The following is a 25,970-nucleotide window of genomic DNA, read 5'->3' on the forward strand; positions in this document are numbered from 1 at the left end:
AAATTTCATTACACAATTTGGAAAATATAATTTGAAATATTAATTAGTCGGTATGATTATTTTATCTTTTACATCGTCAATAAAATCGTAGATAAACAGTTTATTCAATGGCAAAGTTAAGATTTAAGGCTTTAGAGGAAGTTCAAAAAAGAAGTAAGATCAATGTCAACATACCGTCTGACAAAATCTCGGATTATTTCGCGCAGCATTCCTTTGATTTGGCCAAAATGAGGGAAAACCTGGCGCCTGAAACCTACAAAAAAGTGGAATACGCCATTCAGAATGGTAAAAAAATCGATGAAGCAACCGCTGATGCTGTAGCCTCAGCAGTCAAAAACTGGGCAATCCCCAAGGGAATCACCCATTATACCCACTGGTTCCAGCCACTTACAGGTGCCACCGCAGAAAAACATGATACATTTTTCGATGCTTCCACTTCACTGGAAAAATTCAAAGGCAGCGCCCTGGTACAACAGGAACCTGACGCTTCGTCATTCCCCAGTGGCGGTATCAGAAGTACTTTTGAAGCCCGGGGATACACCGCATGGGATCCGAGTTCACCGATTTTTGTCTGGAACGACACCTTGTGTATACCTACTGTTTTTGTAAGTTATACCGGTGAAGCACTTGATTACAAAGCCCCGTTATTGAAGGCAATAGAAGCGGTAGACAAGGCCGCCACCTATGTTTGTAAATACTTCGACAGGAATGTTGCGAGGGTTAACGCTTCATTGGGTTGTGAGCAGGAATACTTTGTGGTCGATAAGGCGCTTTACGCCTGCCGGCCTGATTTGGTGATGGCAGGAAGAACGGTATTCGGGCATAACCCTGCCCGCGGTCAGCAATTGGACGATCACTATTTCGGCTCTATCCCTCCCAGAATTTATACTTTTATCAAGGATTTTGAGGTAGAAGCCCTCAAATTAGGTATTCCTGTAAGTACCAGGCACAATGAAGTGGCGCCCAGCCAGTTTGAAGTAGCACCTTTGTTTGAAGATCTCAACAAAGCAACAGACCACAATCAGTTGCTGATGGATGTCATGCAAAAAGTGGCTGAAAGGCACCAATTAAAAGTATTATTTCACGAAAAGCCTTTTGCAGGGCTTAATGGCAGCGGCAAGCACAATAACTGGTCACTGATTACCAATACCGGCGTGAATTTATTTGCCCCCAGCAGCAGCGCGCGTGAAAACCTTCAGTTTCTTACTTTTTTTGTCAACACCATGAAAGCCGTCCATGACCACGCAGACCTGTTACGTGCCAGTATTGCCTCCGCAGGAAATGACTACCGCCTCGGGGCCAATGAGGCCCCTCCGGCTATCATTTCTATTTTCATCGGACAGCAACTTTCCAGCGTTTTGGATGAGTTTGAAAAAAGTGGCAATGTGAAAGTTGAAAAAGGCGATAATATGTACATGAAACTGGGAATTGACAAAATACCTGAAATAATTCTGGACAATACTGACAGAAACAGAACTTCACCGTTTGCTTTTACAGGCAATAAGTTTGAGTTCAGGGCCGTGGGGTCAGATACCAACGTAGCCAATCCTATGACTGCACTGAATCTGATTGTAGCCGATCAGTTGAAGCAATTTGCCAAAGAGGTGGATCAACTGATCGACAGCGGCAAGGAAAAAAAGATTGCCATCGTGGAAGTTTTGAGAAAATATGTAAAAGAGTCCAAGGATATCCGGTTTGAGGGGGATGGTTATTCCGAGGCGTGGGTTAAAGAAGCTGAAAAACGCAAACTTTCCAATTTAAAAGACACCCCCCGGGCCCTGGAAGCATATACATCGAAAAAAACAAAAGAATTGTTTGCCAAGCATAAGGTGCTGTCTGAAGTCGAACTGGAAGCCCGGAAAGAAACGATGCTGGAAAACTATATCATGAAGATACAAATCGAGTCACGGGTAATGGGTGATCTGGCACTTAACCATATCATTCCTACCGCCATTGCCTATCAAAGCAAGTTAATCGACAATGCCAATGGCCTGAAGGGGCTGGGAATAGACAATTCCTCCATCATAAAAAACATCAAAAAAGTTTCACAACATATAGATACTGTGAGGGAAGGTGTGCTGGAAATGATTGAAGCAAGAAAAAAGGCCAATAAAATAGAAGATACTGCCAAAAAGGCAGCCGCCTATTGTGATGAAGTGAAAGAAAAACACTTTAACAGCATTCGCAGGTCTGTAGATAAGCTCGAACTTTATGTAGACGATGAAGACTGGCCACTGGTTAAATACCGTGAGCTATTGTTTTTGAGATAAGATTTTATTGATTTCGAAATAAAACCGTATACCGGGAGGCTGCCTTTAAGCAGCCTCCAAACTCAGATGTTTTACCAAAAGCCGCTTGGCAATAGGCATAACTGTCTCCTCAAGGGGGCATGAAATATCTACGTTAATCAGGAATGTAGCCGGATTGGGAAAATCCTGCCGGTCTTTGACCAGTTCAAGCTTTATCTGTTCAAATGTCTTTCCAATTTTATTTCTGACGTCTTTGATGAAAATCGTATTTATACCCCTGTATTTTTCGTTGGCACTCTCGAATACCGTAATTTGGTATTGAAAAATCTTGGTCTCTTCTTCAAAGGTTTGGTTAAGAAAAAAATAGCCTTCCTGGTTATATAACGGCGTTATTCCGACTGACTCAATAGACACATTTTCTTCCACATTTTCATATATGTCTTTTCCTTCTTCTATTAAACCTTCCATTTTAGGCATGGCAAAGGTCAGAATTTGCTCTATAAGCGCCATTAACTGATCATCTTCGACCAGTTTCTTGTAATGGATCTTCAGTTTTTTAAATTCCGCCTTGGTGATTTCTTTCGGAAAATTCTGATAGATAAGGGATTTATTCGATTTCAATTGCATCAGGTTTTTATGATGAAATGCCAGATCAGATAAAAAGGGATACAATTTCAAATCATTGAAGTTTTGCTTTACTTTCTGCAGGTATGCCAAAAGAATATATTTCTTGTATTCAAAGTCCATTAATCCTTTTGTCAACCAGTTTTGTTCCAGTAACTCCATATCCAAAAAAAGTTGATTTTATACAAATAACGACTGTTATCAGGAAAATTATTTCCACATGATTGTTTAAAGTAGTTAATTTTTCAGGGTAAGTCAAATGTATACTTACCTAAAAATCAACAAGCTGTTTATGACAATAATAAAGAATATGCAGTAATTATGTCAGTCACAATTGGCAACTTTTATGATGATGTAAGAAAAATACTGTAATTTTGACGGCAATATGGCAACATGACTTGTCATATTTAAGATGGCACGGGAAATGCTACGCTGAATTCAGAGTTTATTAAATGTTAAACATTAAAAATAACTTATAAACAATGTCAAAATTAAACTTTAAACCATTAGCGGATAGAGTGCTTGTCGAGCCGGCCGCAGCAGAAGAAAAAACAGCTTCCGGAATTATCATTCCCGATACTGCTCAAGAAAAACCTCAAAAAGGTGAAATCGTTGCTATAGGTACTGGTAAAAAAGATGAGCCGTTTAATGTAAAAGTGGGCGACAACGTACTTTATCGTAAATTCGCCGGTCAGGAAATCATCATCGAAGGCAAAGAATTTCTCATTATGAAAGAATCAGATATCTTAGGAATTGTCTAGTTTTAACCTTACTAAGTAAAATCAAAATTCAAACTTTAAAAAGATTTAAAAATGGCTAAAGATATTAAATTCGATACCACAGCAAGGGATGGTCTTAAAAAAGGAGTCGATAAACTTGCTGAAGCTGTAAAAGTGACGCTCGGCCCCAAGGGAAGAAATGTCATCATCGATAAAAAATTCGGCGCACCGACCATCACCAAAGATGGTGTTTCAGTGGCAAAAGAAATTGAATTAAAAGATGCCATCGAAAATATGGGTGCTCAGTTAGTAAAAGAAGTAGCTTCCAAAACTGCCGATGATGCTGGTGATGGAACCACTACCGCTACGGTATTGGCACAATCTATTTTTAATAACGGTATTAAAAACGTAGCTGCCGGTGCCAATCCAATGGACTTAAAAAGAGGTATCGACGCGGCAGTAGCAGCGGTTGTTAAAGAACTTAAAAACCAATCAAAAACTATTTCCAACTCCAACGAAATCGAGCAGGTTGCCAGTATTTCAGCCAACAACGATACCGAGGTCGGTAAAATGATCGCCGATTCTATGAATAAAGTCGGAAAAGACGGGGTGATTACAGTGGAAGAAGCAAAAGGTACTGAAACCGAAGTGAAAACTGTGGAAGGTATGCAGTTTGACAGGGGTTATCTTTCTCCTTACTTCGTCACCAATACCGAAAAAATGGAAGCAGAATTAGAAAGTCCGTATATTTTAATTTACGACAAAAAAATATCTGCTATGAAGGAGTTGCTCCCTATTCTCGAAGCAGTAGCTCAAACAAGTAAGCCTTTGTTGATCATCTCCGAGGACGTAGATGGAGAAGCTTTGGCTACCCTGGTGGTGAATAAAATCAGGGGTTCATTGAAAATTGCTGCTGTGAAAGCACCGGGATTCGGTGACAGGAGAAAGGCTATGCTGGAAGATATCGCTATCCTGACCGGTGGTACCGTTATTTCTGAAGAAAGAGGTTACAAACTGGAAAGTGCTACCATCGATTATCTCGGTACTGCTGAGAAGGTGAACATTGACAAAGACAACACTACTGTTGTTAACGGAGCCGGTGATAAGAAAGACATACAGGCGAGGATCAACCAAATCAAACAGCAAGTTGAAAATACAACTTCTGACTATGATAAAGAAAAGCTGCAGGAAAGACTCGCCAAATTGTCAGGTGGCGTTGCCATTCTTTATGTAGGAGCCGCTACCGAGGTAGAAATGAAAGAGAAGAAAGACAGGGTAGACGATGCTTTACACGCTACCAGGGCTGCGGTTGAGGAAGGTATCATCGCCGGTGGTGGTGTTGCTTTCATCAGAACCGTGGAATCCCTCGATAAAGTAAAAACAGAGAATGAGGATCAGGCTACAGGAGTTAACATCGTAAGAATTGCCCTGGAAGCTCCCCTGAGAACTATCGTTGAAAATGCCGGTGGTGAAGGCTCTGTGATAGTTCAGAAAGTAAGAGAAGGCAAAGATGATTTCGGATACAATGCCAGAACCAACGGTTTCGAAAATATGTTCGGTGCCGGCGTTATCGATCCTACAAAAGTTACCAGGCTGGCCCTGGAAAACGCAGCGTCAATTGCCTCCTTGTTGCTGACCACAGAATGTGTTGTCGCTGAAGAGCCGGAAGATGAAAAAGCAGCGCCTGCTATGCCTCCTATGGGTGGCGGTGGCATGGGTGGTATGATGTAATCTTTATCTCCGTCTATAAAAATAAAAAAGACCGTATGGTAACCATGCGGTCTTTTTAAATTTCTATCCGTTTAAGCTGCCTATTCCTTGGCTCCGTTTATCAGCACCATCTCGATAGGGAGCTTCATAATTTCTTTGAAATCTTGCCCTGACTCCAGAATATCCTCGTCCTCTTTTTCATAATACCAATCTATTCGGAGGTTCTGGCCATTTTTATGTAATTTCTCCATGCGCCTGAATATCTCCACCAAGCATTTGGAAGAACTTGTGTTGAAATATTCCAATATGATTTTCAGGTGGGTTTCTTCTTTAGGCTCTTTAATGTATTCATCCAAACATTTCAACAATGGCCTGTAAAATTCTATGGAATTCTCGGGAATTGAACGCCCGCTGATCTCAAAAACTCCCTTGGTAAAATCAAAATTCAACTCAGGGGTTTTATGAGTTGCACTTAAGTAGTAACTGTCCATTGTTACATGTAAAGATTGATCCACTTCCGTAATACTTTAAATTTAAAACATGCCTTTAAATTAACCTAAATAATCACGTTTAAATCGACAAATTTTATTGAAATAAGCTGGCTGTAATATTTTTTAATTATTTGCTCTTTTCATATCGTCCACAGTCCCTGTTACTTTCGGTTTCATACCACCGGCATCCGTGTACCCCATGATGAAACGATTTGATGTTACCCTTTTGAAATCATGTAATTTTATTTAGATTTGGCAGTTTATTTTTTGTTTGACTGACAGCACAACCTGATTGCACATGATCTACACTACTGTTACCTTATTATATCTGGCCATATTGATTGGCATTATTGTTTACAAGAGCAGGTCGGTAAAAACCGAGGATGATTTTGTAGTGGCTGGCAGATCGGTGCCGATATACCTTTTGGTAGGTACGCTTGTTTGTACCTGGATAGGTTCGGGAAGCTTGTTCGGTACCGCCGGTCTTACATTCAGAACCGGATTTTCGGAATTGTGGTTTTCCATGGGGGCCTGGATAGGCATTGTCGTCATCTATTTCATCGCCGCCAGGGTAAGAAAAATCAGCCAGTATACCCTGACTGACCTCCTCGAAACACGGTATAACAAAACCGCCCGGTTGTTGGGAACTATCACGATCATTGTGGCCTATATCATTATTGCCGGCTACCAGTTCAAAGGTGGGGGCAGATTCATTAATATATTATCAGACGGTAGCATCGGCCCTGAAACAGGTATGATCATTGCTGCGGTCGTCATTATATCTTTCACCGCACTGGCTGGAATGGTATCTATTGTTTCGATCGATATTTTCAACGGCATTGTTATGATTCTTGCCATGTTTATGGCCTTGCCGTTTGCCATCCGGTCACATGGAGGCTGGGGAGAAGTGGTAGCGACCATCAATGACAAAAACCCCGAGTATTTGTCCATGTTTGAAGGGCATGACGCTTTTTGGGTGTTGGGCATACTGTTGCCCACTTTTTTATTGTTGATGAGTGAAAGTAGCATTTATCAGAAGTTTTCCTCTGCCAAAGACGCCACCTCAGCGCGTAAGGCTGTATTGGGAATGCTTATTGGCGTAGTGGTCATTGAATTTTTAATGTGTACCATCGCAATTGTAGGTTACGCCATTTACGCTGAAGATGCCAGGTTTTTCCTGGCCGATGGTTCGATTAACGAAAGTATGTCAGAAGAAATAATTTTACGCATCGGATATGAGCAAATGCCCGCACTTGCCGGCTCACTACTATTTGCCGCCGGTGTAGCCATCATTATTTCCACAGGCAATACTTTTTTGATGGTTACATCCACCAATGTGGCACGCGACCTTATTCAGCCTTATGTGTTAAAGAATAAAGATGCTAAAACCAACATGCTGGTACAAAGGGTCATAATTATCGTATTGGGAATTTTGGCTTACCTGCTTGTAACACAATTCACCACCATACTGGAAATGGCATTTATCTCTTATACAATGATCGGCGCTTCACTGGCTCCGGTCTTGCTGGCTTCGTTTTTCTGGAAAAGGGTCACGCCGGCCGGTGGGGTAACGTCCATCCTGGCAGGTATGATTGTACCTGTTATCAATAAGATTATGGAAGTCAGCGAAGTTACCTTCAGTATTTTTGGCATCTCATTTCCGTTACATACCGATTATATCGCCATCCCTTCTTTGGTCATGTCACTGCTAATGCTGATTGTTGTCAGCTTGTTGACTCCACCCTCCGGAGAAGAAAAGTGGAAACCCTTCTTTTCGTAGCTCCTCTTTACATAGTCGCTCCTCTTTATATAGCCCTGATAATACATTGACTATGATATTGAGATTTAATAATTTTCTTACCTTTGCGCCATCTTAATCATTAATTTAAATAGGAATAAACCCATAGAAATGACAGAAATAGGATTGAAATCCGAGGCTTCAGGAGTCGATACTCTTGGAATCGAAAACGCCAGAGATGTATATTGGAATTTAACTCCGGCAGAGCTTACGGAAGAAGCAATAAAAAGAGGGGAAGGTTTCATGACCAGCACAGGCGCCCTGATGTGTGACACCGGAGAGTTTACCGGCAGATCACCCCAGGACCGGTTTATTGTCGAAGATGATAAAACAAAAGATACCGTTTGGTGGGGAAATATCAACATGCCATTCTCACCTGAAAAATTCGACAACTTATATCAAAAAATGATCAGACACCTGGAAGGTAAAGACCTGTTTGTGAGGGATGCCTATGCCGGTGCCGATAAAACTTACAGATTAAAGCTAAGGGTGGTTAACACCATGGCATGGCAAAACCTGTTTTGTTATAACATGTTTTTACGTCCTGAGAAGTATAAACTCGAAAGGTTTCAGCCCAATTTCACTGTCATTTGCGCCCCTGAATTTAAAGCCGATCCGGAAGAAGACGGGACAAGACAAGCCAATTTCGCCATAATTAATTTTACAAAAAGAATGATTATTATTGGCGGAACAGCCTACGCGGGAGAAATGAAAAAAGGTATATTTTCAGTCTTGAATTACCTGTTACCCATTGAAGATGGTGTTTTATCCATGCATTGTTCTGCCAATATTGGCAAAATGCATGACAGTGCCATCTTTTTTGGTTTGAGCGGCACAGGTAAAACCACCCTGTCGGCAGATCCTGAAAGAGAGCTGATTGGTGACGACGAGCATGGCTGGACCGACAAAAATGTATTTAACTTTGAAGGCGGGTGTTATGCAAAGGTAATCGATTTGACCAGGGAAAAGGAGCCACAGATTTACGACGCCATCAAGTTTGGGGCTATTGTAGAAAATACCCGCTTTTATGAAGGAACAAGACACGTTAATTATAATGATACATCAGTCACGGAAAACACCCGAAGCTCCTATCCCATCCACCATATAGCTAATGCGGTATCTCCCTCTATCGGTGGTATTCCAAAGAATATTTTCTTTTTAACCTGTGATGCCTATGGTGTGCTGCCCCCGATCTCAAAGCTCACCAAGGGATTGGCCATGTACCACTTCATTTCAGGATACACGGCAAAGGTGGCTGGTACGGAGGCCGGGGTTACCGAACCGCAAACTGTTTTCAGTGCATGTTTTGGAGCGCCTTTTCTGCCCCTTCATCCCACCACATACGCTGAAATGCTCGGGAAAAAAATGGAGCAATACAATGTCAGGATTTGGCTTGTTAATACAGGCTGGTCAGGAGGCCCTTATGGGGTCGGATCAAGAATCCGGCTCACTTATACCAGGGCTATGATTACCGCTGCCCTGAATGGCACGCTGGAAAATGTCGGTTACCGCACACATTCTATCTTCGGCTGTGGTATACCCCTCACCTGCCCCGGCGTGCCTTCAGAAGTGCTGAGTCCAAGGGAAACCTGGAAAAATGATGTAGGGTATTACAGAATGGCGAATAAACTGGCGAATGAGTTCATCAAAAACTTCAAGAAGTTTGAAGACTACGCCAACGACGAAATCATGGCCGGTTCCCCCAGGCCACGTAAAGATTATTTCTAGGGTGTTCCTTACCTCAACATCCGACGAGTCAACAGTGAGCTAGCATAGTCATAGTATGACTCCAAGTCATACTATGACTAGAATCGTCATCACCCCACGCTCAAACAAACCAGAAGTCATACTATGATTCTAGTACCCTAAATAGCGCAAGCATCTCGTGGCTGTCCCACAACGTCTTCAACAAAATTCTTTCCTCTTTTTGTTATTAAATTCGCGTTACCGTGTAATCAATTTTTAATTGAAATTAATTATCTTAGTCAACAACCGTTTGAACAATTTTTCAAACATCCGAACCTGTACTACCAAATATGTCAACCCTGATACCTGTCTTGAAAAAAGTGAAGGAATTAGCAGAAGTTCCGGAAGAACAACTTGCCTGGATTGAGGAGCGAGGAGAGTTGTTAACCATCAAAAACGGGGATTTCCTTTTCAAAAAAGGGGACTCGATGGATTATCTTTTTATCATCTTTCAGGGCAAGTTCAGTATAAAGGTCGGGCAGGGCAGCCAGTTCAGAAATGTAGGTGGTTTTGAACCTTATTCTATCACGGGCATGCTCCCCTATTCCAGGGCGGTAGCAGCCAGGGGCTATGCCGATTCAAGAAGAGGGTGTAAAATCTTGGACATTGATGGAAAAAACTGAGCTGGAAGATGAAATTGCCGAGTGGCTGGAGCGGCAGGGGATGGAAGATGGGTATGAAATGGCTGAGAATTTTGCGGACTTCGGTTTCAACGGCGATGGAAGCTGGAAAGAAAACCTTACCTGCTCGAGACCAACAGCCCGGGCATTTTTGCCGCCGGTGATGTGCGGGCCGGTGCCATGAACAGGGTTGCTTCAGCCGTGGGGGAAGGCTCCATGACTATCAAATTTGTACACGAATATTTAGCCGAAAACTAATTTTTACCATGCAACTATATCCTTATGCTAAAAGAAAAAAACTGCGAACACCTGGAAAACCTGAAAGTCAGCAATCCAACCGTATATGCCTGCGAAAAATGTCTTGAAACAGGCGATGCCCGGGTAATCTGAGCACATGCCAGCCATGTGGCATGACGCTTTGCTGTGATTCATCTCCTAATAAACATACTTCCAAACACGCCCTTGCCAATCACCACCCGGTGGTGGTATCAGCCGAACCCGGTGAAAACCGGACCTATTGCTATGAACACAGACAAATTAAGATGAATGTAAGACCGGGTTCAAAACCCCTTTAAAAGGGAAAAACGACCACTTAAATTATTTTTTACTCCTCGGGTGAAGAAATTGAATATATTTGTACAAATTGAAATTCTAACTGACAACAATAACCTGAAGACGAAACACAAGATGAAGAAAATACTATTGATGGCGTTAGCTATTTTTGCCGGCCATATGGTTATGGCCCAGGGAGAATACAACGCAAAATTTGAACAATTAGGTACACAATTGCCAACGCCTAATGTCTACAGAACCGGTGCAGGCGCCCCCGGTACTGAATACTGGCAGCAGCGGGCCGATTACGTCATTCACGTAGAGATAGATGACGAGAAGCAAATACTCACCGGGTCGGAAACCATTGTTTACACCAACAACGCCCCGGAATCGTTGGATTATTTATGGGTACAACTGGATCAAAACGTCAGGGCAAAAAATTCAGATGCCGACAAAATTATGACATCAAGCATCCGTAATGACTCCATTCCCACCAAATTTTTTCAGGCTTACACCATAGGCGATATCGATTATGAAGGTGGTTACAAAATTATGTCGGTAAAAGATGGTTCCGGCAAAAATTTACCCTACACGATCAATAAAACCATGATGAGGGTACAAATACCCAAGCCCCTGAAAACCGGCGATAAATTCACCTTATCCATTGATTGGTCCTACAACATTTATGACCGGATGATGATAAACGGAAGAGGCGGTTATGAGTTTTTTCCGGAAGATGGCAACTACGCTTACACTATTGCACAATGGTTTCCCAGGATGTGTGTATATGATGACTACAACGGATGGCAGAACAAGCAATTTTTGGGAAGAGGTGAGTTTGCCCTGCCCTTTGGTAACTATAAAGTCAACATTACCGTACCTGCTGATCATGTAGTCGGCGCCACGGGTGAATTACAAAATGCCAAAGAGGTGCTATCGAAAGAACAGATAGCCAGGCTCGAAAAAGCTAAAAAGACATTTGACAAACCGGTAATCATTATTTCTGAAGAAGAAGCGGAAGCCAATGAAAATAGCCGTTCTACCAAGAAAAAAACATGGACATACCATGCCGATAATGTCAGGGATTTTGCTTTTGCCAGTTCCAGGAAATATATCTGGGATGCCATGGCTGTTAAGATTGGCAACAACATCCCCCTGGCCATGTCACTTTATCCAAAAGAAGGCAATCCGTTATGGGAAAAAGAGTCAACCATTGCCGTGGCCAATACTTTAAAAACTTATTCCAAATTTACAATCGATTACCCTTACCCTGTGGCCATCTCTGTTCATGCAGCCAACCAGGGTATGGAATATCCCATGATCTGCTTCAATTATGGCCGCCCAAACCCAGACGGCAGCTACTCCGACCGGGTCAGAAGGGGAATGATCGGCGTAATTATTCACGAAGTCGGTCATAATTTCTTTCCTATGATCATTAATTCGGATGAAAGGCAATGGACATGGATGGATGAGGGGATCAATACTTTTGTCGAGCACATGACCAAACGGGAATATTACCCTGAATATGCCAATGGGGCAGCTACGCCTGCAGGCATTACCCGATATATGAAAGGCAGCAAAGAGTTTCAACGGCCCATTATGACAAATTCCGAAAATATTCTGCAATTCGGTAATAATGCCTACAATAAACCGGCGGCAGCCATGATCGTATTGAGGGAAGCCGTCATGGGCCCGGAACTTTTTGACTTCGCATTCAAGGAATACGCCCGGAGATGGGCATTCAAACATCCAAAGCCGGCAGATTTCTTCAGGACTATGGAAGATGCTTCAGCCGTTGACCTGGATTGGTTCTGGAAGGGCTGGTTTTACAGCACAGATCACGTAGACATAGAAGTGGATGAAATACAGTGGTTTAAAGTAGAAAGTGATAAAAAGCAGTTGGAAAAACGGGTTAAAGCCAATAAAAAGGGAGCACTGGGACAGGCAGAAGATAGAAAAAAAACCTCTAAAGCCAGCGATTTCAGCCAGGGTGCCAGGCCTGTTGTTTTGACCGATATGGATCCGAGGTTTTATGGGGAGTTTAAAAACCGGGTAGATGACGAAGCCATCAGAAAAGGTTATGCCGAAGCCAATTTTTATGAGGTTAAACTGAAGAATAAAGGTGGTTTGGTAAGTCCTGTGATCATTGAATGGACCTACAAAGACGGCACCAGGGAAGTAGAAAAGCTACCGGCAGAAATCTGGAGAAAAAATGAAACTGAAATTATCAAAGTATTTTCCAAGTCCAAAGAAGTAGCATCCATCACCATTGATCCGGGCCGGATGACAGCCGATACCGATACGGAAAATAACCATTTCCCTAAAAAGGCAGAGGCGTCTAAATTTGAGCAGTTTAAAGGAAAGGCAGGGAAATGAGAGGGGTCAGGAGTCAGGGGTCAGGGGAGAGGAACTGCAGAGCCCTGACTCCTGATCAACTCGATTTGTCGGCGATTTCGTTTTCTGTAAATTCGATAAAATCACCTTCCTCTACATGATATTTATCACAGAACCCGGCGATGGTTTCCACTACATACAGGGCTTTTTTGAATGATGGGATCGGGTTTTCGGAGTAGGGTTGGGTATGTTTGTAAATGGTGACAATTTCTTTATCCTTATTTACGTACATGATATCCAGAGAGATTAACGTATTTTTCATCCAGAAAGACTGCTCGTCTTCCTGATTAAAAATAAACAACATCCCCCTGTCATCAGGCATATTCGTGCGGTGCATCAAACCTTTGGCGCGTTCTTCGGCGTCGTTAGCAATCTCGATATCAATCCGCCTGAGTGTATCCCGACTCTGTTTTTTGATAAACCACAACTGCCCTTCCTTCACAAATTGAGGTTCGGCTACCCCTTTTTTGGGGATATTCCTTACAGACGTTTTTCCCCCACCGCCATTTGCGCTAAGAAGGTATATGGTTGTACCAATCAGCACCACCAATACTCCCCATAGTAATTTATTATTCTTTTTCACAAACGCTTTAATTTTCTCTTTTTACAGATTCATTACAAAATTATAAAAGCAAAGGTAACCCGTAACACATTATTTTAAAATTTATTCACCCCACCCTGTTTGAAATAAACTTTTTACTAATTATATTTACTAATAAATTTAGTATTTGCTATATTATTTAGCAAATCTGAAACCTCCCCGGCATGTATTTGAATTGTCATACCTTTTTTAGCTTTAAATATGGTACTTTATCGCCCAAAGCATTATTTGAGCAAGCCAGGTTGCACAAGGTAAAAAAGCTTGTACTTACCGATATCAACAACACATCCGCCTATATCGATATGTTGAGGATATGTAACGAAGAAAGGGAAAATTACGATTTGGAGGTGGCAGTAGGAATCGAATTCAGAAGGGATGAAAAATTACTGTACCTGGGAATTGCCAGGAATAATGAAGGTTTTGAAGAACTGAACAGCTACCTTTCCCGTCATAACAATACCGGTCAGCCATTATTAAGCAAAGCACCGGATTTCAACCATGCCTTTGTTATTTACCCTTTTGGCCATCAGCAGCCGGAAGCACTACGGGAAAATGAATTTATCGGGATCAGGATCCGGGAAGTCAATAAGATCATCCGAACCCCATATTCCGGTTTTCTTCACAAGCTGGTGATCCGACATCCGGTTACTTTCCGGGACAAAAAAAGTTTTAATACCCATCGTTTACTTCGTGCCATTGGACAAAACACCCTGTTAAGCAAGCTTGATCCCACTACCCAGGCCCCGGACAATGAAGTAATGGTCCCTGAGGAACAATTAATGACTTATTATGACCGTTACCCCCGGATTATTAAAAATACAAGGCAATTGTTAGATCAGTGTCACATTCATTTTGATTTCAGTACCGATAAAAATATTGCCTGTTTTACCGGCAGTAAGGCAGAAGACCGGGAAAAGCTAAAATCTTTGGCATTGGAAGGGTTTATCCGGAGGTATGGCCCGCAAAATAGAACAGCGCTGGACCAGCTTCATCATGAGTTGGACATCATTGCCCGTCAAAACTTCGAGGCTTATTTCCTGGTGTGCGATGACATTGTCAAGTTTGCCCACCATAAAAATTTCGAACATGTCGGGCGGGGAAGCGGTGCAAACAGCATTGTTTCCTATTGCCTGGGGCTTACCGACGTGGATCCCATCTCACTGGATCTTTATTTTGAACGTTTCCTTAATCCGGAGCGCAGTTCACCTCCCGATTTCGATATTGACTTTTCCTGGAAAGACCGGGACACAGTCACAGCATACATTTTCAATAAATACGGGGAAAAACGCACGGCCTTACTGGGTACCCATGTGACCTTTAGCCGGCGCTCCGTATTGCGGGAATTAGGTAAGGTATTCGGATTGCCAAAAAAAGAAATCGATAACATTGTAGAATATCCCCAGCAATATCGTGACAAGGATTCAATCACCCGTCTGATCTTTAATTATGCAGATGAAATGCTGAAAATTCCACAACATTTATCGATCCATGCCGGGGGAGTTTTAATTACTGAAAACCCGATCCACTCATATACAGCCACCGACCGGCCACCTAAAGATTTCCCTGTCAGTCATTTTGAAATGCATGCAGCCGAAGATATGGGCATTTACAAATTTGATATTTTAAGTCAAAGAGGGTTAGGTCATATTAAAGATTCCGTTGCCACCATTGCAAGAAACAGGGGTATTAAAGAAGATATAAAGCGATTTGATGATTTTACCAAAGACTCCAAAATACGTAAGCTGCTAAGCCAGGGAAAAACGATGGGCTGTTTTTATGTAGAGTCTCCGGCCATGCGCATGCTGTTGGGTAAATTGCAATGCAACGATTATATTACCCTGGTAGCTGCCAGCTCGATTATCCGGCCCGGTGTAGCCCGTTCTGGCATGATGCGGGCTTATATCGAACGCCATCACGCTGTGAAAAATGGCGGTAGCTACGAGTCGATACATCCGAAAATGGATGAGCTCATGCAGGAAACTTACGGTATCATGGTTTACCAGGAAGATGTCATCAAAGTCGCCCATCATTTTGCCAGGCTCTCACTAGCCGAAGCGGATATTTTGAGAAGGGGTATGTCCGGTAAGTTTCGTTCAAGAAAAGAGTTTCAACGGGTAAGAGAACAGTTTTTCGAAAATTGCAGGAAGGAAGGGTACGAAAATGATGTTACCGAACGGGTATGGTATGAAATTGAAAGCTTTTCAGGTTACTCTTTTTCCAAAGGGCATTCGGCAAGCTACGCTGTGGAAAGTTATCAAAGCCTTTACCTGAAGGCACATTATCCTCTGGAATTTATGGTGAGTGTTATCAATAATTTTGGGGGTTTTTACAAAACCGAATTTTATTTTCATGAAGCCCGCATGGACGGAGGCATGGTGGAAGCCCCCTGCATCAATCAAAGTGAATACCTCACCATTATCAAAGGGAAATCTATTTACATAGGCTTTGTTCACCTCAAAAGCCTGGAAACAAAATTAGGTCGGCTTATACCCGAAGAAAGGGCTTTAAACGGACCATTCAAAAGCCTTGACAACTTCATCAGGCGGGTACCTGTCGGTTTAGAGCAAATACGGATTCTTATCAGGATCGGTGCTTTTCGTTTTACCCAAAAGTCGAAACGCCTGTTACTCTGGAATGCCCATATGTATTTCGGAAGTACCGAGCCGAGAAGATACAGCCGGGATTTATTCGAAGAGGAAGTTAAACACTACCGGCTCCCCTCTCTGGAAACCGGCCCGTTTGAAGATGCCTTCGATGAACTGGAACTACTGGGTTTTCCCCTGTGTGACCCTTACAAATTGCTGAAGCCGACCCCTATCGGCAATGTTAAAACGGCCCTGTTGAGAGCCATGTTGCAACAGCGGGTAGAAATTGTCGGTTACCTTGTCACTACTAAAAATACAAGAACAAAAGATGGCAAACACATGCATTTCGGCACTTTTTATGACTATGAAGGAAAAGTATTCGACACGACCCATTTTCCGGTTGTAGCGAAAAAATATCCTTTCCGGGGCAAGGGTTTTTACCGCATACGCGGCAAAGTTGTGGAAGATTTCTCCTATCCTATGATCGAAGTTTCATGGATGGAAAAACTACCGATGGTTGATAAATATGAGTTGATCCAGGATAGCCGGGATTATGCGGTAGTCAAAAAATTAAAAGCCAAAAGTGGCGCCGGCATTAAAAGAAAAAGCAAATTTCCGGCATAAAAATATCCGGTTTTTTACCAGCCTGAGCCATCACTTCAATATCATTTTGATTAACCTTCCGATCCGGAATAGTACCGTCATCGCCGCTGCAGCCAGTAAACATCATCTCACTGATGCTCGCCAATATCACAAATATTAATAAGTTATTTTTCATGGGTTAATAGTTAAATGTCCGGGTTTTCTATTCAGGTAATGAAGTTATAAAAACCTATCGATAAGTATGGCTGAAATCCTTTTTTCGCCATACACTTATAGTTTTTGTGGTGTAAGGCGCCAATTAAGACCTTCAGGTACTTTTGATACACAATAACGGAGGATACAACACTGGTAAGGTTTAACTACTTAACTTACTAAATATGAAATAATTGCATAGTTAATTTACCGGCAGATTAATCAAACAAATAGTTATGAACAGAATAATTTTTACTTTGTTAGTAGGATTGGCTATTTTGGGGTCAACCAGCGGCGTACAAGCACAGAAAAGCGTCATTAAGCTTAATTTATTCAGTCCTATTGTAAGCACCGTTTCAGGTTTTTATGAAAATGCATTTTCCGAAAACACGAGTGCCCAGCTTGGATTCTTTTACACAGGGGCTTCCATTGGTGATACTAAATTTTCGGGATTTGGCATTACGCCTGAGATCAGATTTTACCTGAGTGAAACGTCTGCCCCCCAGGGATTCTATGCAGCCCCGTTTATCAGGTATCAAAACTTTGATCTGACGGAGGAGAATACCGATTCGAAGGCTACTTTAAGCAACTTCGGAGGTGGATTGCTGATCGGTAAACAATGGATATTCAAAGAAAGAATTGCTTTAGACGCATTTATCGGTCCCTCATATGTTTCTGGCTCGATAGAAGTGGAAAGTCAGGGAACCAATGAAAATATTTTTGAAACTGGCGCGCTGAATGGATTTGGCGTAAGGTTAGGCCTTGCATTCGGTATTGCTTTTTAATTCGGCGTCACTAAAATCTTTTTGGGCGATGGTCATCAGGGCCATCGCTTTTTTTTGTCATTTTGTGAACCACAGCCTTCGGTTTTGCAAGTATTTTATCAATCGGGCTTTTAGCCGGTATCTTTGGCTTTGGCGCTCGACCCTTTGAATCTGGTCCCTTCAGCCAGGCTCACCAGGCCACCTATCAGTGATATAGTCAACCCGGTAAGCATAAAGTAAGTGAGCGAAACACTAAAGGAAATGTTTTGCGGAACATCAGCCAGTTGATAAAAGTAAATGAACAACCCCTCCCTGTAACCCAGACTTGCCAGGGAAACCGGCAAAATTGTCAGTATCTGAATAACGGGTATAAGTGCCAGATGATAACTGAACGGTAGGTGTATATCATAGGCAAGAAAAATAAAATGGGCGATCAAAATGTTGTTGATCTGATACATGAATATCAAAGGGCCTGCTTTTGGAATAATCTTATAATACGGCTGCCTGATCAAACCTTCATGTAGCTTTTCCAGATAGTTGAACACCGATCTGAGGAAATTGATCCTGGTCAGGATATTGGATACAACCTTGTACATGCTATGGTTTACAATAACGGCCGATAGCAAGATCAACGACCCGGTAAAGATAAATATAGCAGCTTTTATTTGTGGCACCGCACTTGTTTCCGGTAAATAAAAACTACCAAAACAGGCAATAAAACAAAAAATGATAAACCCTATTAATCTATCGGCAATCACGGTACTCCCTGAGGTTCCCCTTTTCTCAGGAAACCGTTTTTCGATCATATATATCCTGAATCCGTCCATTGCCTGACCGGATGGCAACAACAGGCCATAAAAGGAGGACATGACGTTGATTTTTATGAGATGAACCAGGGCATAATCGATACCGGAGAATTTAAGAAAGATTTGCCACCTTTTGGCTGAAATAAAAATATTGATGCAGATTGAAATAAAAAGTGCCAGGAAAATAAACCGGGGGTCTTCTATACTATGGGCAATATCGAGAATTTTTATTTGAAATCCGGTAATAATCAGGTAAAGCAATACCCCGCCTATAATTAGTCTTGTAATTCTCGACTTTAAAACTGCAAAAATTTTTTTCATCGATCAGATGCTCGGTTTTCTGGTACTTTTGAAAAAAACTTGGCTATTTTGCCACTGGCTTCCGGTGCAATTTCATCCACAAAATTTATCTCCAGCCTTACTTCAGCGCCCATATAATGTTCGAAACGGGCTATTATCTTTTTGCCCAGATTTTCCTTTTCATTCAGATCACTTATGACTAATTCAGCTTTAAAAAGATCCCACGCTTCCTGTACCACCTTGTATTGCCGCACGAGCAGATCTTTTCCAAAAATCTCAAAAAGGAAGTAAGCGGGCTCTTTTGATCCATCCTTCATGACAACACTGGCATCTTTTCTTCCCTTTATTCTTTTGATCATCGGAAAACCGTCCCCGCGCGCTGTTTCAAGTTGATCGCCCAACTCATATCGGATCATCGGGAATGAATAAATATGAAAATCAGTAACAATGTTACTGCCTGTTTCAGACGCTTGTCCGTTTTGGTCCAATATTTCCAGGAGATTGGTATCATGGCAGAAGTTAAAATACTTTTCCCCTTTTTTACGATAGGCCATGGTGCTTAGCTCGATGCTTCCGTAGTGATTGATAAGATTTTCACCAAAAACCCTTTCAATAGTTTCAGCCGAGTTTTCATCCAATTCTTCCCCTGTGGTAAGGTAGAATTTAAGGGGTTTTACAGCCATTCCTTTTTTCTCCATATGGAGGGCCATTTGTACTAAACTCGATACATTTCCGTACAGTACATCGGCTTTCGAATCATGAAACATCCGGGCGAGTTTCTCTGCAGGGTCAGAAAACTGTGCCTGTACACGGGGCATGATTCCCAGCTTCTGAAGTATCGAATCTCTGCCACTGTACCGTGTTGGGGCAAGTATGCCGAAAGTAGTATCGAATATGCTGTAGCCATTGTTAAAAAAAACACGCAGGAATTTGGACAGCAGGTATGCCCTTTCGCTCCAGGTTCGGTAAACCACCAATGGTATGCCGGTACTTCCGCTGGTATGATCCTTAAAGTATTGGACATATTTTTCAGGATGCTTTTTAAGCTGATGTTCTGTAAACTCCCTGTAATCATTTTTGGTGATGACCGGCAGTAGGGAAATCTCCTCGAGGTCATGGAATTTTTCAGGGTCGAACCTGGCGTTATCCATGAGTTCCCTGTAAAATTCAAAATTTGAATAGGAGAACGATAAAAGTCTTTTGAGCTTGTTAAACTGTATAGCTTTTAATGCCTCAGCGTTTTTCGGCTGGTTCGATTGAAGTTTTTTATACTGAATATATGCATTAAAATTTACCAGTTTCTTTGCGATTGTCATAAAATTCGGCTTTTAAAATAAGATGCAACACTACTTTTCATTGCTTTCATGCTGACTATTCCGTTTAATCAAATTTACTATCCCCCGCTGTTTTGTTGAAATTCACAGGAGTTTTTCGACTGCTACTGTTTTAAAGGCCTCGTTATCTATGCCTGATCCTTTTTTCAATGGCTTTCCAAAATTTCACATTTTGACAGAACATCTGTTTACATATTATGAAAGTTTAACTAATTATGGAACATAAAAATTAACAAATTCACTGATCTGATCTTTGACATTAAATTTTTCTTTTACCCTGTGTATGGCATTTTCCCTGATCAGGTAAAGTTGTTGACTATCCTCATGCAGGATAGACTCAATTTTATCGGCCATCGCCTTAAAATCCCTTTTAGGTAATACCCACCCGGTTTTTTCATGTAAAACATTTTCCCCCAGCCCTTCTGCATCAGAAACGATACATAACATACCTGAAGACTGGGCCTCCAGCACTGCATTACAAAACCCTTCCTGGATACTCGGTTGCAGGTAAATGTCATTATGGTTCATCAGTCCGGCAATCTGCTCCGGGGTTTGCTTGCCCAGAAAGTTGACCTTGTCCCTGATTCCATATTGGTTAGCTTCGAAAATAAGCCTTTCGTATTCGGGGCCGTCACCCACAAGCTGGTAGCAGAAATCGATGTCCCTTTCCAGAAGTAAATGCATAGCCGCCAAAGCATATTCCAGTCCTTTTTTCCAGTGAAGCCTGGCTACGGTAAGTATTTTTAGTGGCTGTCCGATCGGTTCTTGTTTGGGTTTACCGCTAAACTTTTCAATATCTATGGCCGGAGTAATTTTTTTAACAGGAATCGTCGATGGCATGCCCAGACCAAGGGCTACCCGATGCAAATCATCGGAAATTGTATGTACTTTATCCAGCCTGGCCCACAGGCTATTATAGACCCCTTCATTTTTTAATGGGTATATACCGACATCAAATCCTCTGAAACTCACAGCCATTTTGGCTCCCATAGCCCTGGCCACGTTTTCTTTCCCAATGGTGAGGGTAGCAAAGCCGAAATGCAGCCAGTCCAGTTTTCTGGAAATAATGTGGGCGCTAAGATATAGTTTTTGCAGGGCTGTTGTGAGACTTTTTCCGGTACTTCTCTCCAGCCGGATGTAACTTAATGCCTGCCGCGGCGCTTTTAAAAATACCCGGATGAAGGCCAGTAAAAAAAATATCCCTTGAATGAGCGGGTTGTTTTTGTACAAAGGCCAGGCTTTAATACCTTTTATATCCGATTGGTTTTTTGCGTTACTTCCAACAAATACATCTATTTGGTAGCCAGACTTCCTTAAGCCGTAAACTTTCGATCTGAAAAAAGTTTCGGAATAACCCGGCGCCTCAGCAAGAACTAATCCAATTCTCATATAAGCCTGTATACTTGCCAATAACAATCTATCATTTAAAACACCTGTCTTAACAATTGGTAAATGACTTTTGCATGATTAATCTAACCAATTTCATATTAAAATCCCTCCCTTAGCTTGCAAAATAGTGACAATGTCAATAACATGCTCAGCGGGTGGGAATAAAAAACATCATCGTCGGTCAAAAATTTTTGATAAAAAGACCGTGTAAGCTTTTCCGGGATCCAGGCAGTAAAAGGTTTAACAGAAAACAGGTATTTCTGTAATTGCTCATCATTATGTTTCCCACAGAACTGGATTTCCCAGTTTCTGGTGATAAGTCCCGACTGGCCCAGCAATTTTTGATTGACATTTCTTTTTACCTTGCGCCAGGCCCTTACAGGCAGATAACGCACAGAATAATAGTCTTTAAAGTTATATAAATTACAAGGGTCAAAATGCTGCCAGGGTATTTGGGCCAGCGCCGGTGCCATCATTTTGATATATTCGATTTGAATCTGCCGGGCCGCCAGAAACTTTTCCGGAACCGTACAGATAAACCGGCACATTTCATCATCGTAATACGGCAGGAAAACCCGGTGATGGTTTTGAAAAACACACAAATTGGTGGAAGTCCATCTGGGTGCCCAGTAAAGGGATTTAAATGCCCTGATTTTGGCCTGGGTATTATCGATGTCGATGTAAGACATTAGCTCAGCCAGTTTTTCTTTCAACGCTGTGCTAAAGTCCCCGGCCAGTCCCCATGCCTGCCATAGTGCCTCACCCAGTTCAAGCCCTCCCTTTTTAAGGATTTTTTTCAACAAAACCTGTAAGACCTCTTCTTCACTCAGGTCTTCATCCACACCCATGTCATCAAACAACACATCGCCCCAATGCCCTAAAAAGAACAGGTTTCCCATGGTTTCATACTTATCCTCCACCGCTATCTGGCGCTGATGTGTAAAGTCCGACAGGCAATGGTTTAACCTGGCCAGCTTTTCTATCTTTTCCCACAAATATGATCTGGGGATGGTCAAACCCTGATATTGAAAATTTTGTGCAGCGGCTATGGCCCTTCCGTATTTATTTTCGTTGATCCCATCTTCAAATTGATAAGAATAGGCCGTCACCGCCTCGCTTTTACCCAAGACCGTGGCCTGGCTCCGGCTATCCAGACCGCCGGATAAGGGCAATATCACTTTTTTTCCGGAAGTCCCTCTTTTGGTAATTTTGTCAAACAGATGCGCAAACTCCTCGACTGTTTGCTTGAAAGAGATGTCCCTGGGTGAGTAGTGCCATTGCCAGGAAGTGGTTTCATAGCCTATTTTATTCCCATCCATTTGGTACAAAGTGGCCGGTTTGGCCACTTTCAGATCTTTAAAATAAGTAGTATCTCCCAAGAAAAAGCCGGTTGCCGTAAAAAAGCAAATAGATGCGAGATCCTGATCCATAGAAAGATCAAAGGCAAAATCGCAAAATTCCTTTGTTCGAAAGTTATAAAATCGGGGCTTTGACGGAATAATCGGTGACTGCATATCAATTATGATTTTCCTAATATTCGGAGGTAAAAGTTTTCATGGTCATTGACTTCCCTTTCAATGGTAAACCGGTCCTCCACCTCCTTTAATTGCCTATCTGTCAATGACTTCATTTCCTGTGGACTAAAGGAAAGGTATTTATTTAGTCCGGAAGCCAACGCCTGACTATCTGCCGGGGCAAAAAGCTGATCCGGCAAATTAGAAAGCTGGTCCCTGATGCCCGCGACATTGCTGGCCAGCGAAAAGCTGCCACTGGCCATGGCTTCCAGCAAAGCAACCGGCGACCCTTCCTGCCGCCCTTCACCGAGGGTCGGTAAGACAAAGATATCGGCAATACTGTGAAAATCTTTTACATCCGGGCGTTTGCCGGTGAAAATGATCCGGTCAGGGTATGAGGACTGTTCAGCCAGTGACTTCATCTTACCGCCATAATCATTTTGATTGTCACCGACATAAAAAAGGTACAAATGATCAAATGCACCTGCCACTGTGTTAAATGCTTCCAGCAGGACTTCTGCCCCTTTCACGGGTACCAGGTTGGCAACCATCAGGATGACTTTTGCCTGGTCCGGCAGCTTAAACTCTTTTTTAAGGCTGGTTGAAGGTGGCAAAGGTTTAAATTCATTCGTATCCACCCCCCTCCCGATCAGGGCCACCTTTGGCTGGTCCGGGAAAAAGTGCTTGATCATGTCTGTGTTTTGTGCGATGATTCCCGAGGCCAGTTTACGCCGCAACTTCCAGCTATTGGCGCCCCAGTTCATATTTTTTTTGGTGAAAACCCACTTTACACCCGCCAGCCTGGCGGCTAGTCCTTCGGAATAATCATCTGCGTAGTGAAATGAATGAATGAGATCGAATTTATCTTTTCTGAAAAAACGGGAAATGCGCCAGGCGTTTTTTAATCCTTTGGCGCGTGGGATCATAGGGGTGGTATAGGTATATAAATGTACCGGAATACCAGACTCCCTGACTGTCTTAAAAAATGCACCTTTATCATGAAAACAACAAATGTGGGGCTCGAATACGGATGTATCCAGCCGCTGGGCGATTTTAAGCAATGCCTTGCCACTCCCGGCAGTATCGAAATTCGGGATGGTGTATAGTATCTTTATTTTTTCAGACATTCCTTCCACTTAAAAAGTGCATAAATTGTAAATATTGGCCATTTATTATCCCGCCGGGCTGATAAATGATCATCGAATAACGCGGACAAAGATGTGCGATTTATATTAAAATTCTGCTGAACCTTCCGGTTTTCCAGGAGCATATCCTGAAAAGGTTGTCGCAGGCCCTCCCGCATCCACTTGTCAAGCGGAACGGAGAATCCCCTTTTACGATTATCGATCGGTGCCTGGGGAAAATGCCTCCTAAGTAATTGTTTTAATAGCGCCTTCTTTTTGTCTGGCCCGTAACTGAGCAACGGGTCAATTTTCAAAGCTGCTTCAATGAATGATTTTTTCAAAAAAGGCACCCTGATTTCCAGGGAGTTGTACATGCTGGCCCTGTCAACTTTGAGCAAAGTCTTTTGCATCATACCGTAGAATTCAGCTTTTCGCATTTTGCCCAGTACCGCCTCTGTATCCCGGGCATCGTCATACCGGTAAACATCATAGGCTTCGGGAATCTGTACACCGGTTAAATCCGGGAAAATCTTATGCACAAGACCTTCGGACATTCTGGAATGCCCCGTAAAATGCCCTTCACCCAGGGTTTTAAATAATAAATTACTATTGACATTTTTTCCTTTAAACAACACCTTATCTGCGCCATATAAAAAGTATTTTAATATCCAAGGCAGATGATGAAAGGGCTTATTCTTCAGCACTGACCAAAACCGTTCATATCCGAAAAACAGCTCGTCCCCACCATCTCCTGACAGGGCTACTATTACTTTTTCCCTGGCTAGTTTGCTCACAAGATAAGTGGGTATGATGGACGGATCGGCAAATGGTTCGCTGAGGCTCATCATGGCATTTTCGAGTTCATGCATGGCCTCATGGCTGTCCATCTTCCTGAGGAGCAAATCCAGGGACATAAAATCACTGTAGGTGCGTGCATCTGCCGATTCATCATGAACACTGCTGTCACTTCCGATGGTAAAAGCTTTTAATTTCCGGATGGAATTTTTTACGGCATAATGACATACCAATGGGGAGTCGATGCCTCCGGAAAGAAATGATCCCAGCGGAACATCCGACAAAAGCTCATCCCTCACAGCCGAATCAAGCGTATCATGAATCAAATCCATCGCCTTTTGTTCCTCAAAAATTTCCGGTTCTACATGGCTGGGTAGCTCCCAATATCTTTCTTTTCTGAGCGATAAATCGTTCGTAACGGTAATAATCTCTCCGGGCAATACCTGAAAAGTATTTTGAAGGATACCAAATGGGGCGGGCACAAAATGTTGCCTCAGATACAATTTCAATACCTGGGGATCGATCGGCTGTTCCCTAAATTTCGGGTGGTGACTTATTTGGTTGTACTGACTGGCAAAAACCAAATGCCCATCCCTGAGTCCATAGTGCAGGGGTTTAATGCCGGCAAAATCCCTGACCAGATGAATACACCTTGCCTGATGGTCATAGATAGCCATCGCAAACATGCCGTCTAATTTTTCTACAGTCTTCCTGACTCCCCAAAGATCGAGGGAGCTCGCGATGGTTTCCGTGTCACTGGTTCCTTTAAATACAAAACTGGCATTGACCAGTGATTTACGTATATGCAGGTGGTTGTAAATCTCTCCGTTGAATACCAGGGAATAACGCCCTGAGGGACTATGCATGGGTTGGTCACCATTGACGCTCAGATCCAGAATTGCCAACCGGTTAAAGCCTAGCTGAACATTTTCATGATTGCTGAAGTGGCCTGAACTATCCGGTCCCCTTCGAAAGGACAGGGCATTAAGCTGCATAAACACAGATTTATCCAATAGCCCGGACCTCGTAAATTCACCGAAAATTCCACACATACGCTAGT

At 42.5% G+C, this 25,970-nt stretch carries 20 protein-coding genes and 1 pseudogene; 11 read left to right on the forward strand and 10 right to left on the reverse strand.

All coding sequences use genetic code 11. The features are described 5' to 3' along the window. The first annotated feature begins 107 nt into the window (after positions 1-107). Complete coding sequence (locus tag AC04NP_RS08975; RefSeq protein ID WP_482859266.1) at positions 108-2,270, forward strand: glutamine synthetase III family protein; 2,163 nt, start codon at positions 108-110, stop codon at positions 2,268-2,270. Between the two features lie 45 nt (positions 2,271-2,315). Here AC04NP_RS08975 and AC04NP_RS08980 read toward each other — a convergent pair whose 3' ends face one another. Continuing rightward, the gene (locus tag AC04NP_RS08980; protein ID WP_482859268.1) at positions 2,316-3,035 is read right to left on the reverse strand and encodes a hypothetical protein; all 720 of its coding nucleotides are present in this window, start codon (positions 3,033-3,035) and stop codon (positions 2,316-2,318) included. 320 nt (positions 3,036-3,355) lie between these two features. Between AC04NP_RS08980 and AC04NP_RS08985 the strand changes: the two genes are divergently transcribed. After that, positions 3,356-3,634 carry a co-chaperone GroES gene (locus AC04NP_RS08985; RefSeq protein WP_482859270.1) on the forward strand — a complete coding sequence of 93 codons (279 nt, stop codon included), beginning with the start codon at positions 3,356-3,358 and terminating at the stop codon, positions 3,632-3,634. Between the two features lie 51 nt (positions 3,635-3,685). Continuing rightward, positions 3,686-5,323: a chaperonin GroEL gene (gene groL / locus AC04NP_RS08990; protein ID WP_482859272.1), complete on the forward strand. Its 1,638-nt coding sequence runs from the start codon at positions 3,686-3,688 to the stop codon at positions 5,321-5,323. An 80-nt stretch (positions 5,324-5,403) separates the two neighbouring features. On the opposite strand, the gene AC04NP_RS08995 is transcribed toward groL, so the two are convergent. After that, complete coding sequence (locus AC04NP_RS08995; RefSeq protein ID WP_482859273.1) at positions 5,404-5,793, reverse strand: DUF1987 domain-containing protein; 390 nt, start codon at positions 5,791-5,793, stop codon at positions 5,404-5,406. Positions 5,794-6,091: 298 nt separating this feature from the next. Between AC04NP_RS08995 and AC04NP_RS09000 the strand changes: the two genes are divergently transcribed. The 6 genes and pseudogenes from AC04NP_RS09000 to AC04NP_RS09025 all read left to right on the forward strand — a co-directional run bounded on the left by AC04NP_RS09000 (position 6,092) and on the right by AC04NP_RS09025 (position 12,885). Beyond that, the gene (locus AC04NP_RS09000) at positions 6,092-7,573 is read left to right on the forward strand and encodes a sodium:solute symporter family protein (protein WP_482859275.1); all 1,482 of its coding nucleotides are present in this window, start codon (positions 6,092-6,094) and stop codon (positions 7,571-7,573) included. Between the two features lie 129 nt (positions 7,574-7,702). Then, a complete protein-coding gene (pckA, locus tag AC04NP_RS09005) occupies positions 7,703-9,319 on the forward strand; it encodes a phosphoenolpyruvate carboxykinase (ATP) (protein ID WP_482859277.1) in 1,617 nt (538 codons plus the stop codon). A gap of 308 nt (positions 9,320-9,627) precedes the next feature. Next, positions 9,628-9,960 (forward strand): hypothetical protein, encoded by a 333-nt coding sequence (locus AC04NP_RS09010; RefSeq protein WP_482859278.1) that lies wholly within the window; start codon positions 9,628-9,630, stop codon positions 9,958-9,960. Between the two features lie 84 nt (positions 9,961-10,044). Beyond that, positions 10,045-10,215, forward strand: a pseudogene (locus AC04NP_RS09015) (fused response regulator/thioredoxin-disulfide reductase); the annotation flags it as partial. Between the two features lie 152 nt (positions 10,216-10,367). Beyond that, complete coding sequence (locus tag AC04NP_RS09020; protein ID WP_482859279.1) at positions 10,368-10,532, forward strand: UBP-type zinc finger domain-containing protein; 165 nt, start codon at positions 10,368-10,370, stop codon at positions 10,530-10,532. 112 nt (positions 10,533-10,644) lie between these two features. Beyond that, positions 10,645-12,885 carry a M1 family metallopeptidase gene (locus tag AC04NP_RS09025; RefSeq protein ID WP_482859281.1) on the forward strand — a complete coding sequence of 747 codons (2,241 nt, stop codon included), beginning with the start codon at positions 10,645-10,647 and terminating at the stop codon, positions 12,883-12,885. 55 nt (positions 12,886-12,940) lie between these two features. Here the strand turns inward: AC04NP_RS09025 and AC04NP_RS09030 are convergent, their stop codons facing one another. Continuing rightward, positions 12,941-13,486 carry a DUF192 domain-containing protein gene (locus tag AC04NP_RS09030; RefSeq protein ID WP_482859282.1) on the reverse strand — a complete coding sequence of 182 codons (546 nt, stop codon included), beginning with the start codon at positions 13,484-13,486 and terminating at the stop codon, positions 12,941-12,943. Between the two features lie 182 nt (positions 13,487-13,668). Between AC04NP_RS09030 and AC04NP_RS09035 the strand changes: the two genes are divergently transcribed. Continuing rightward, complete coding sequence (locus AC04NP_RS09035; RefSeq protein ID WP_482859283.1) at positions 13,669-16,713, forward strand: DNA polymerase III subunit alpha; 3,045 nt, start codon at positions 13,669-13,671, stop codon at positions 16,711-16,713. Here the strand turns inward: AC04NP_RS09035 and AC04NP_RS09040 are convergent. Further along, positions 16,685-16,867 (reverse strand): hypothetical protein, encoded by a 183-nt coding sequence (locus tag AC04NP_RS09040; protein ID WP_482859284.1) that lies wholly within the window; start codon positions 16,865-16,867, stop codon positions 16,685-16,687. The genes AC04NP_RS09035 and AC04NP_RS09040 overlap by 29 nt on opposite strands. A 253-nt stretch (positions 16,868-17,120) precedes the next feature. Between AC04NP_RS09040 and AC04NP_RS09045 the strand changes: the two genes are divergently transcribed. Further along, positions 17,121-17,669: a DUF3575 domain-containing protein gene (locus tag AC04NP_RS09045; RefSeq protein WP_482859286.1), complete on the forward strand. Its 549-nt coding sequence runs from the start codon at positions 17,121-17,123 to the stop codon at positions 17,667-17,669. A gap of 110 nt (positions 17,670-17,779) precedes the next feature. On the opposite strand, the gene AC04NP_RS09050 is transcribed toward AC04NP_RS09045, so the two are convergent. The 6 genes from AC04NP_RS09050 to asnB all read right to left on the reverse strand — a co-directional run bounded on the left by AC04NP_RS09050 (position 17,780) and on the right by asnB (position 25,962). Beyond that, a complete protein-coding gene (locus AC04NP_RS09050; protein WP_482859287.1) occupies positions 17,780-18,775 on the reverse strand; it encodes a lysylphosphatidylglycerol synthase transmembrane domain-containing protein in 996 nt (331 codons plus the stop codon). Continuing rightward, positions 18,772-20,070 carry a phenylacetate--CoA ligase family protein gene (locus AC04NP_RS09055; RefSeq protein WP_482859289.1) on the reverse strand — a complete coding sequence of 433 codons (1,299 nt, stop codon included), beginning with the start codon at positions 20,068-20,070 and terminating at the stop codon, positions 18,772-18,774. The genes AC04NP_RS09050 and AC04NP_RS09055 overlap by 4 nt, the downstream gene beginning before the upstream one ends. 231 nt (positions 20,071-20,301) lie before the next feature. After that, the gene (locus tag AC04NP_RS09060) at positions 20,302-21,477 is read right to left on the reverse strand and encodes a glycosyltransferase family 4 protein (protein ID WP_482859290.1); all 1,176 of its coding nucleotides are present in this window, start codon (positions 21,475-21,477) and stop codon (positions 20,302-20,304) included. A 98-nt stretch (positions 21,478-21,575) separates the two neighbouring features. Then, complete coding sequence (locus AC04NP_RS09065) at positions 21,576-22,991, reverse strand: hypothetical protein (protein ID WP_482859291.1); 1,416 nt, start codon at positions 22,989-22,991, stop codon at positions 21,576-21,578. Positions 22,992-22,996: 5 nt separating this feature from the next. Beyond that, positions 22,997-24,118, reverse strand: a complete 1,122-nt coding sequence (locus AC04NP_RS09070; protein WP_482859292.1) for a glycosyltransferase — start codon at positions 24,116-24,118, stop codon at positions 22,997-22,999. Continuing rightward, positions 24,103-25,962 (reverse strand): asparagine synthase (glutamine-hydrolyzing), encoded by a 1,860-nt coding sequence (asnB, locus tag AC04NP_RS09075; RefSeq protein ID WP_482859294.1) that lies wholly within the window; start codon positions 25,960-25,962, stop codon positions 24,103-24,105. Before asnB ends, AC04NP_RS09070 begins: the two co-directional genes overlap by 16 nt. Positions 25,963-25,970: the final 8 nt, after the last annotated feature.

It is taken from the genome of Agaribacillus sp. DX54 (genome assembly GCF_056858335.1).

Excerpts from the sequence above, each read along its gene's own strand:
- AC04NP_RS08975 (WP_482859266.1), top strand. The coding sequence starts at position 108 with ATGGCAAAGTTAAGATTTAAGGCTTTAGAGGAAGTTCAAAAAAGAAGT.
- AC04NP_RS08980 (WP_482859268.1), bottom strand. The coding sequence starts at position 3,035 with ATGGAGTTACTGGAACAAAACTGGTTGACAAAAGGATTAATGGACTTT.
- AC04NP_RS08985 (WP_482859270.1), top strand. The coding sequence starts at position 3,356 with ATGTCAAAATTAAACTTTAAACCATTAGCGGATAGAGTGCTTGTCGAG.
- groL (WP_482859272.1), top strand. The coding sequence starts at position 3,686 with ATGGCTAAAGATATTAAATTCGATACCACAGCAAGGGATGGTCTTAAA.
- AC04NP_RS08995 (WP_482859273.1), bottom strand. The coding sequence starts at position 5,793 with ATGGACAGTTACTACTTAAGTGCAACTCATAAAACCCCTGAGTTGAAT.
- AC04NP_RS09000 (WP_482859275.1), top strand. The coding sequence starts at position 6,092 with ATGATCTACACTACTGTTACCTTATTATATCTGGCCATATTGATTGGC.
- pckA (WP_482859277.1), top strand. The coding sequence starts at position 7,703 with ATGACAGAAATAGGATTGAAATCCGAGGCTTCAGGAGTCGATACTCTT.
- AC04NP_RS09010 (WP_482859278.1), top strand. The coding sequence starts at position 9,628 with ATGTCAACCCTGATACCTGTCTTGAAAAAAGTGAAGGAATTAGCAGAA.
- AC04NP_RS09020 (WP_482859279.1), top strand. The coding sequence starts at position 10,368 with ATGACGCTTTGCTGTGATTCATCTCCTAATAAACATACTTCCAAACAC.
- AC04NP_RS09025 (WP_482859281.1), top strand. The coding sequence starts at position 10,645 with ATGAAGAAAATACTATTGATGGCGTTAGCTATTTTTGCCGGCCATATG.
- AC04NP_RS09035 (WP_482859283.1), top strand. The coding sequence starts at position 13,669 with ATGTATTTGAATTGTCATACCTTTTTTAGCTTTAAATATGGTACTTTA.
- AC04NP_RS09040 (WP_482859284.1), bottom strand. The coding sequence starts at position 16,867 with ATGAAAAATAACTTATTAATATTTGTGATATTGGCGAGCATCAGTGAG.
- AC04NP_RS09045 (WP_482859286.1), top strand. The coding sequence starts at position 17,121 with ATGAACAGAATAATTTTTACTTTGTTAGTAGGATTGGCTATTTTGGGG.
- AC04NP_RS09050 (WP_482859287.1), bottom strand. The coding sequence starts at position 18,775 with ATGAAAAAAATTTTTGCAGTTTTAAAGTCGAGAATTACAAGACTAATT.
- AC04NP_RS09055 (WP_482859289.1), bottom strand. The coding sequence starts at position 20,070 with ATGACAATCGCAAAGAAACTGGTAAATTTTAATGCATATATTCAGTAT.
- AC04NP_RS09060 (WP_482859290.1), bottom strand. The coding sequence starts at position 21,477 with ATGAGAATTGGATTAGTTCTTGCTGAGGCGCCGGGTTATTCCGAAACT.
- AC04NP_RS09065 (WP_482859291.1), bottom strand. The coding sequence starts at position 22,991 with ATGCAGTCACCGATTATTCCGTCAAAGCCCCGATTTTATAACTTTCGA.
- AC04NP_RS09070 (WP_482859292.1), bottom strand. The coding sequence starts at position 24,118 with ATGTCTGAAAAAATAAAGATACTATACACCATCCCGAATTTCGATACT.
- asnB (WP_482859294.1), bottom strand. The coding sequence starts at position 25,962 with ATGTGTGGAATTTTCGGTGAATTTACGAGGTCCGGGCTATTGGATAAA.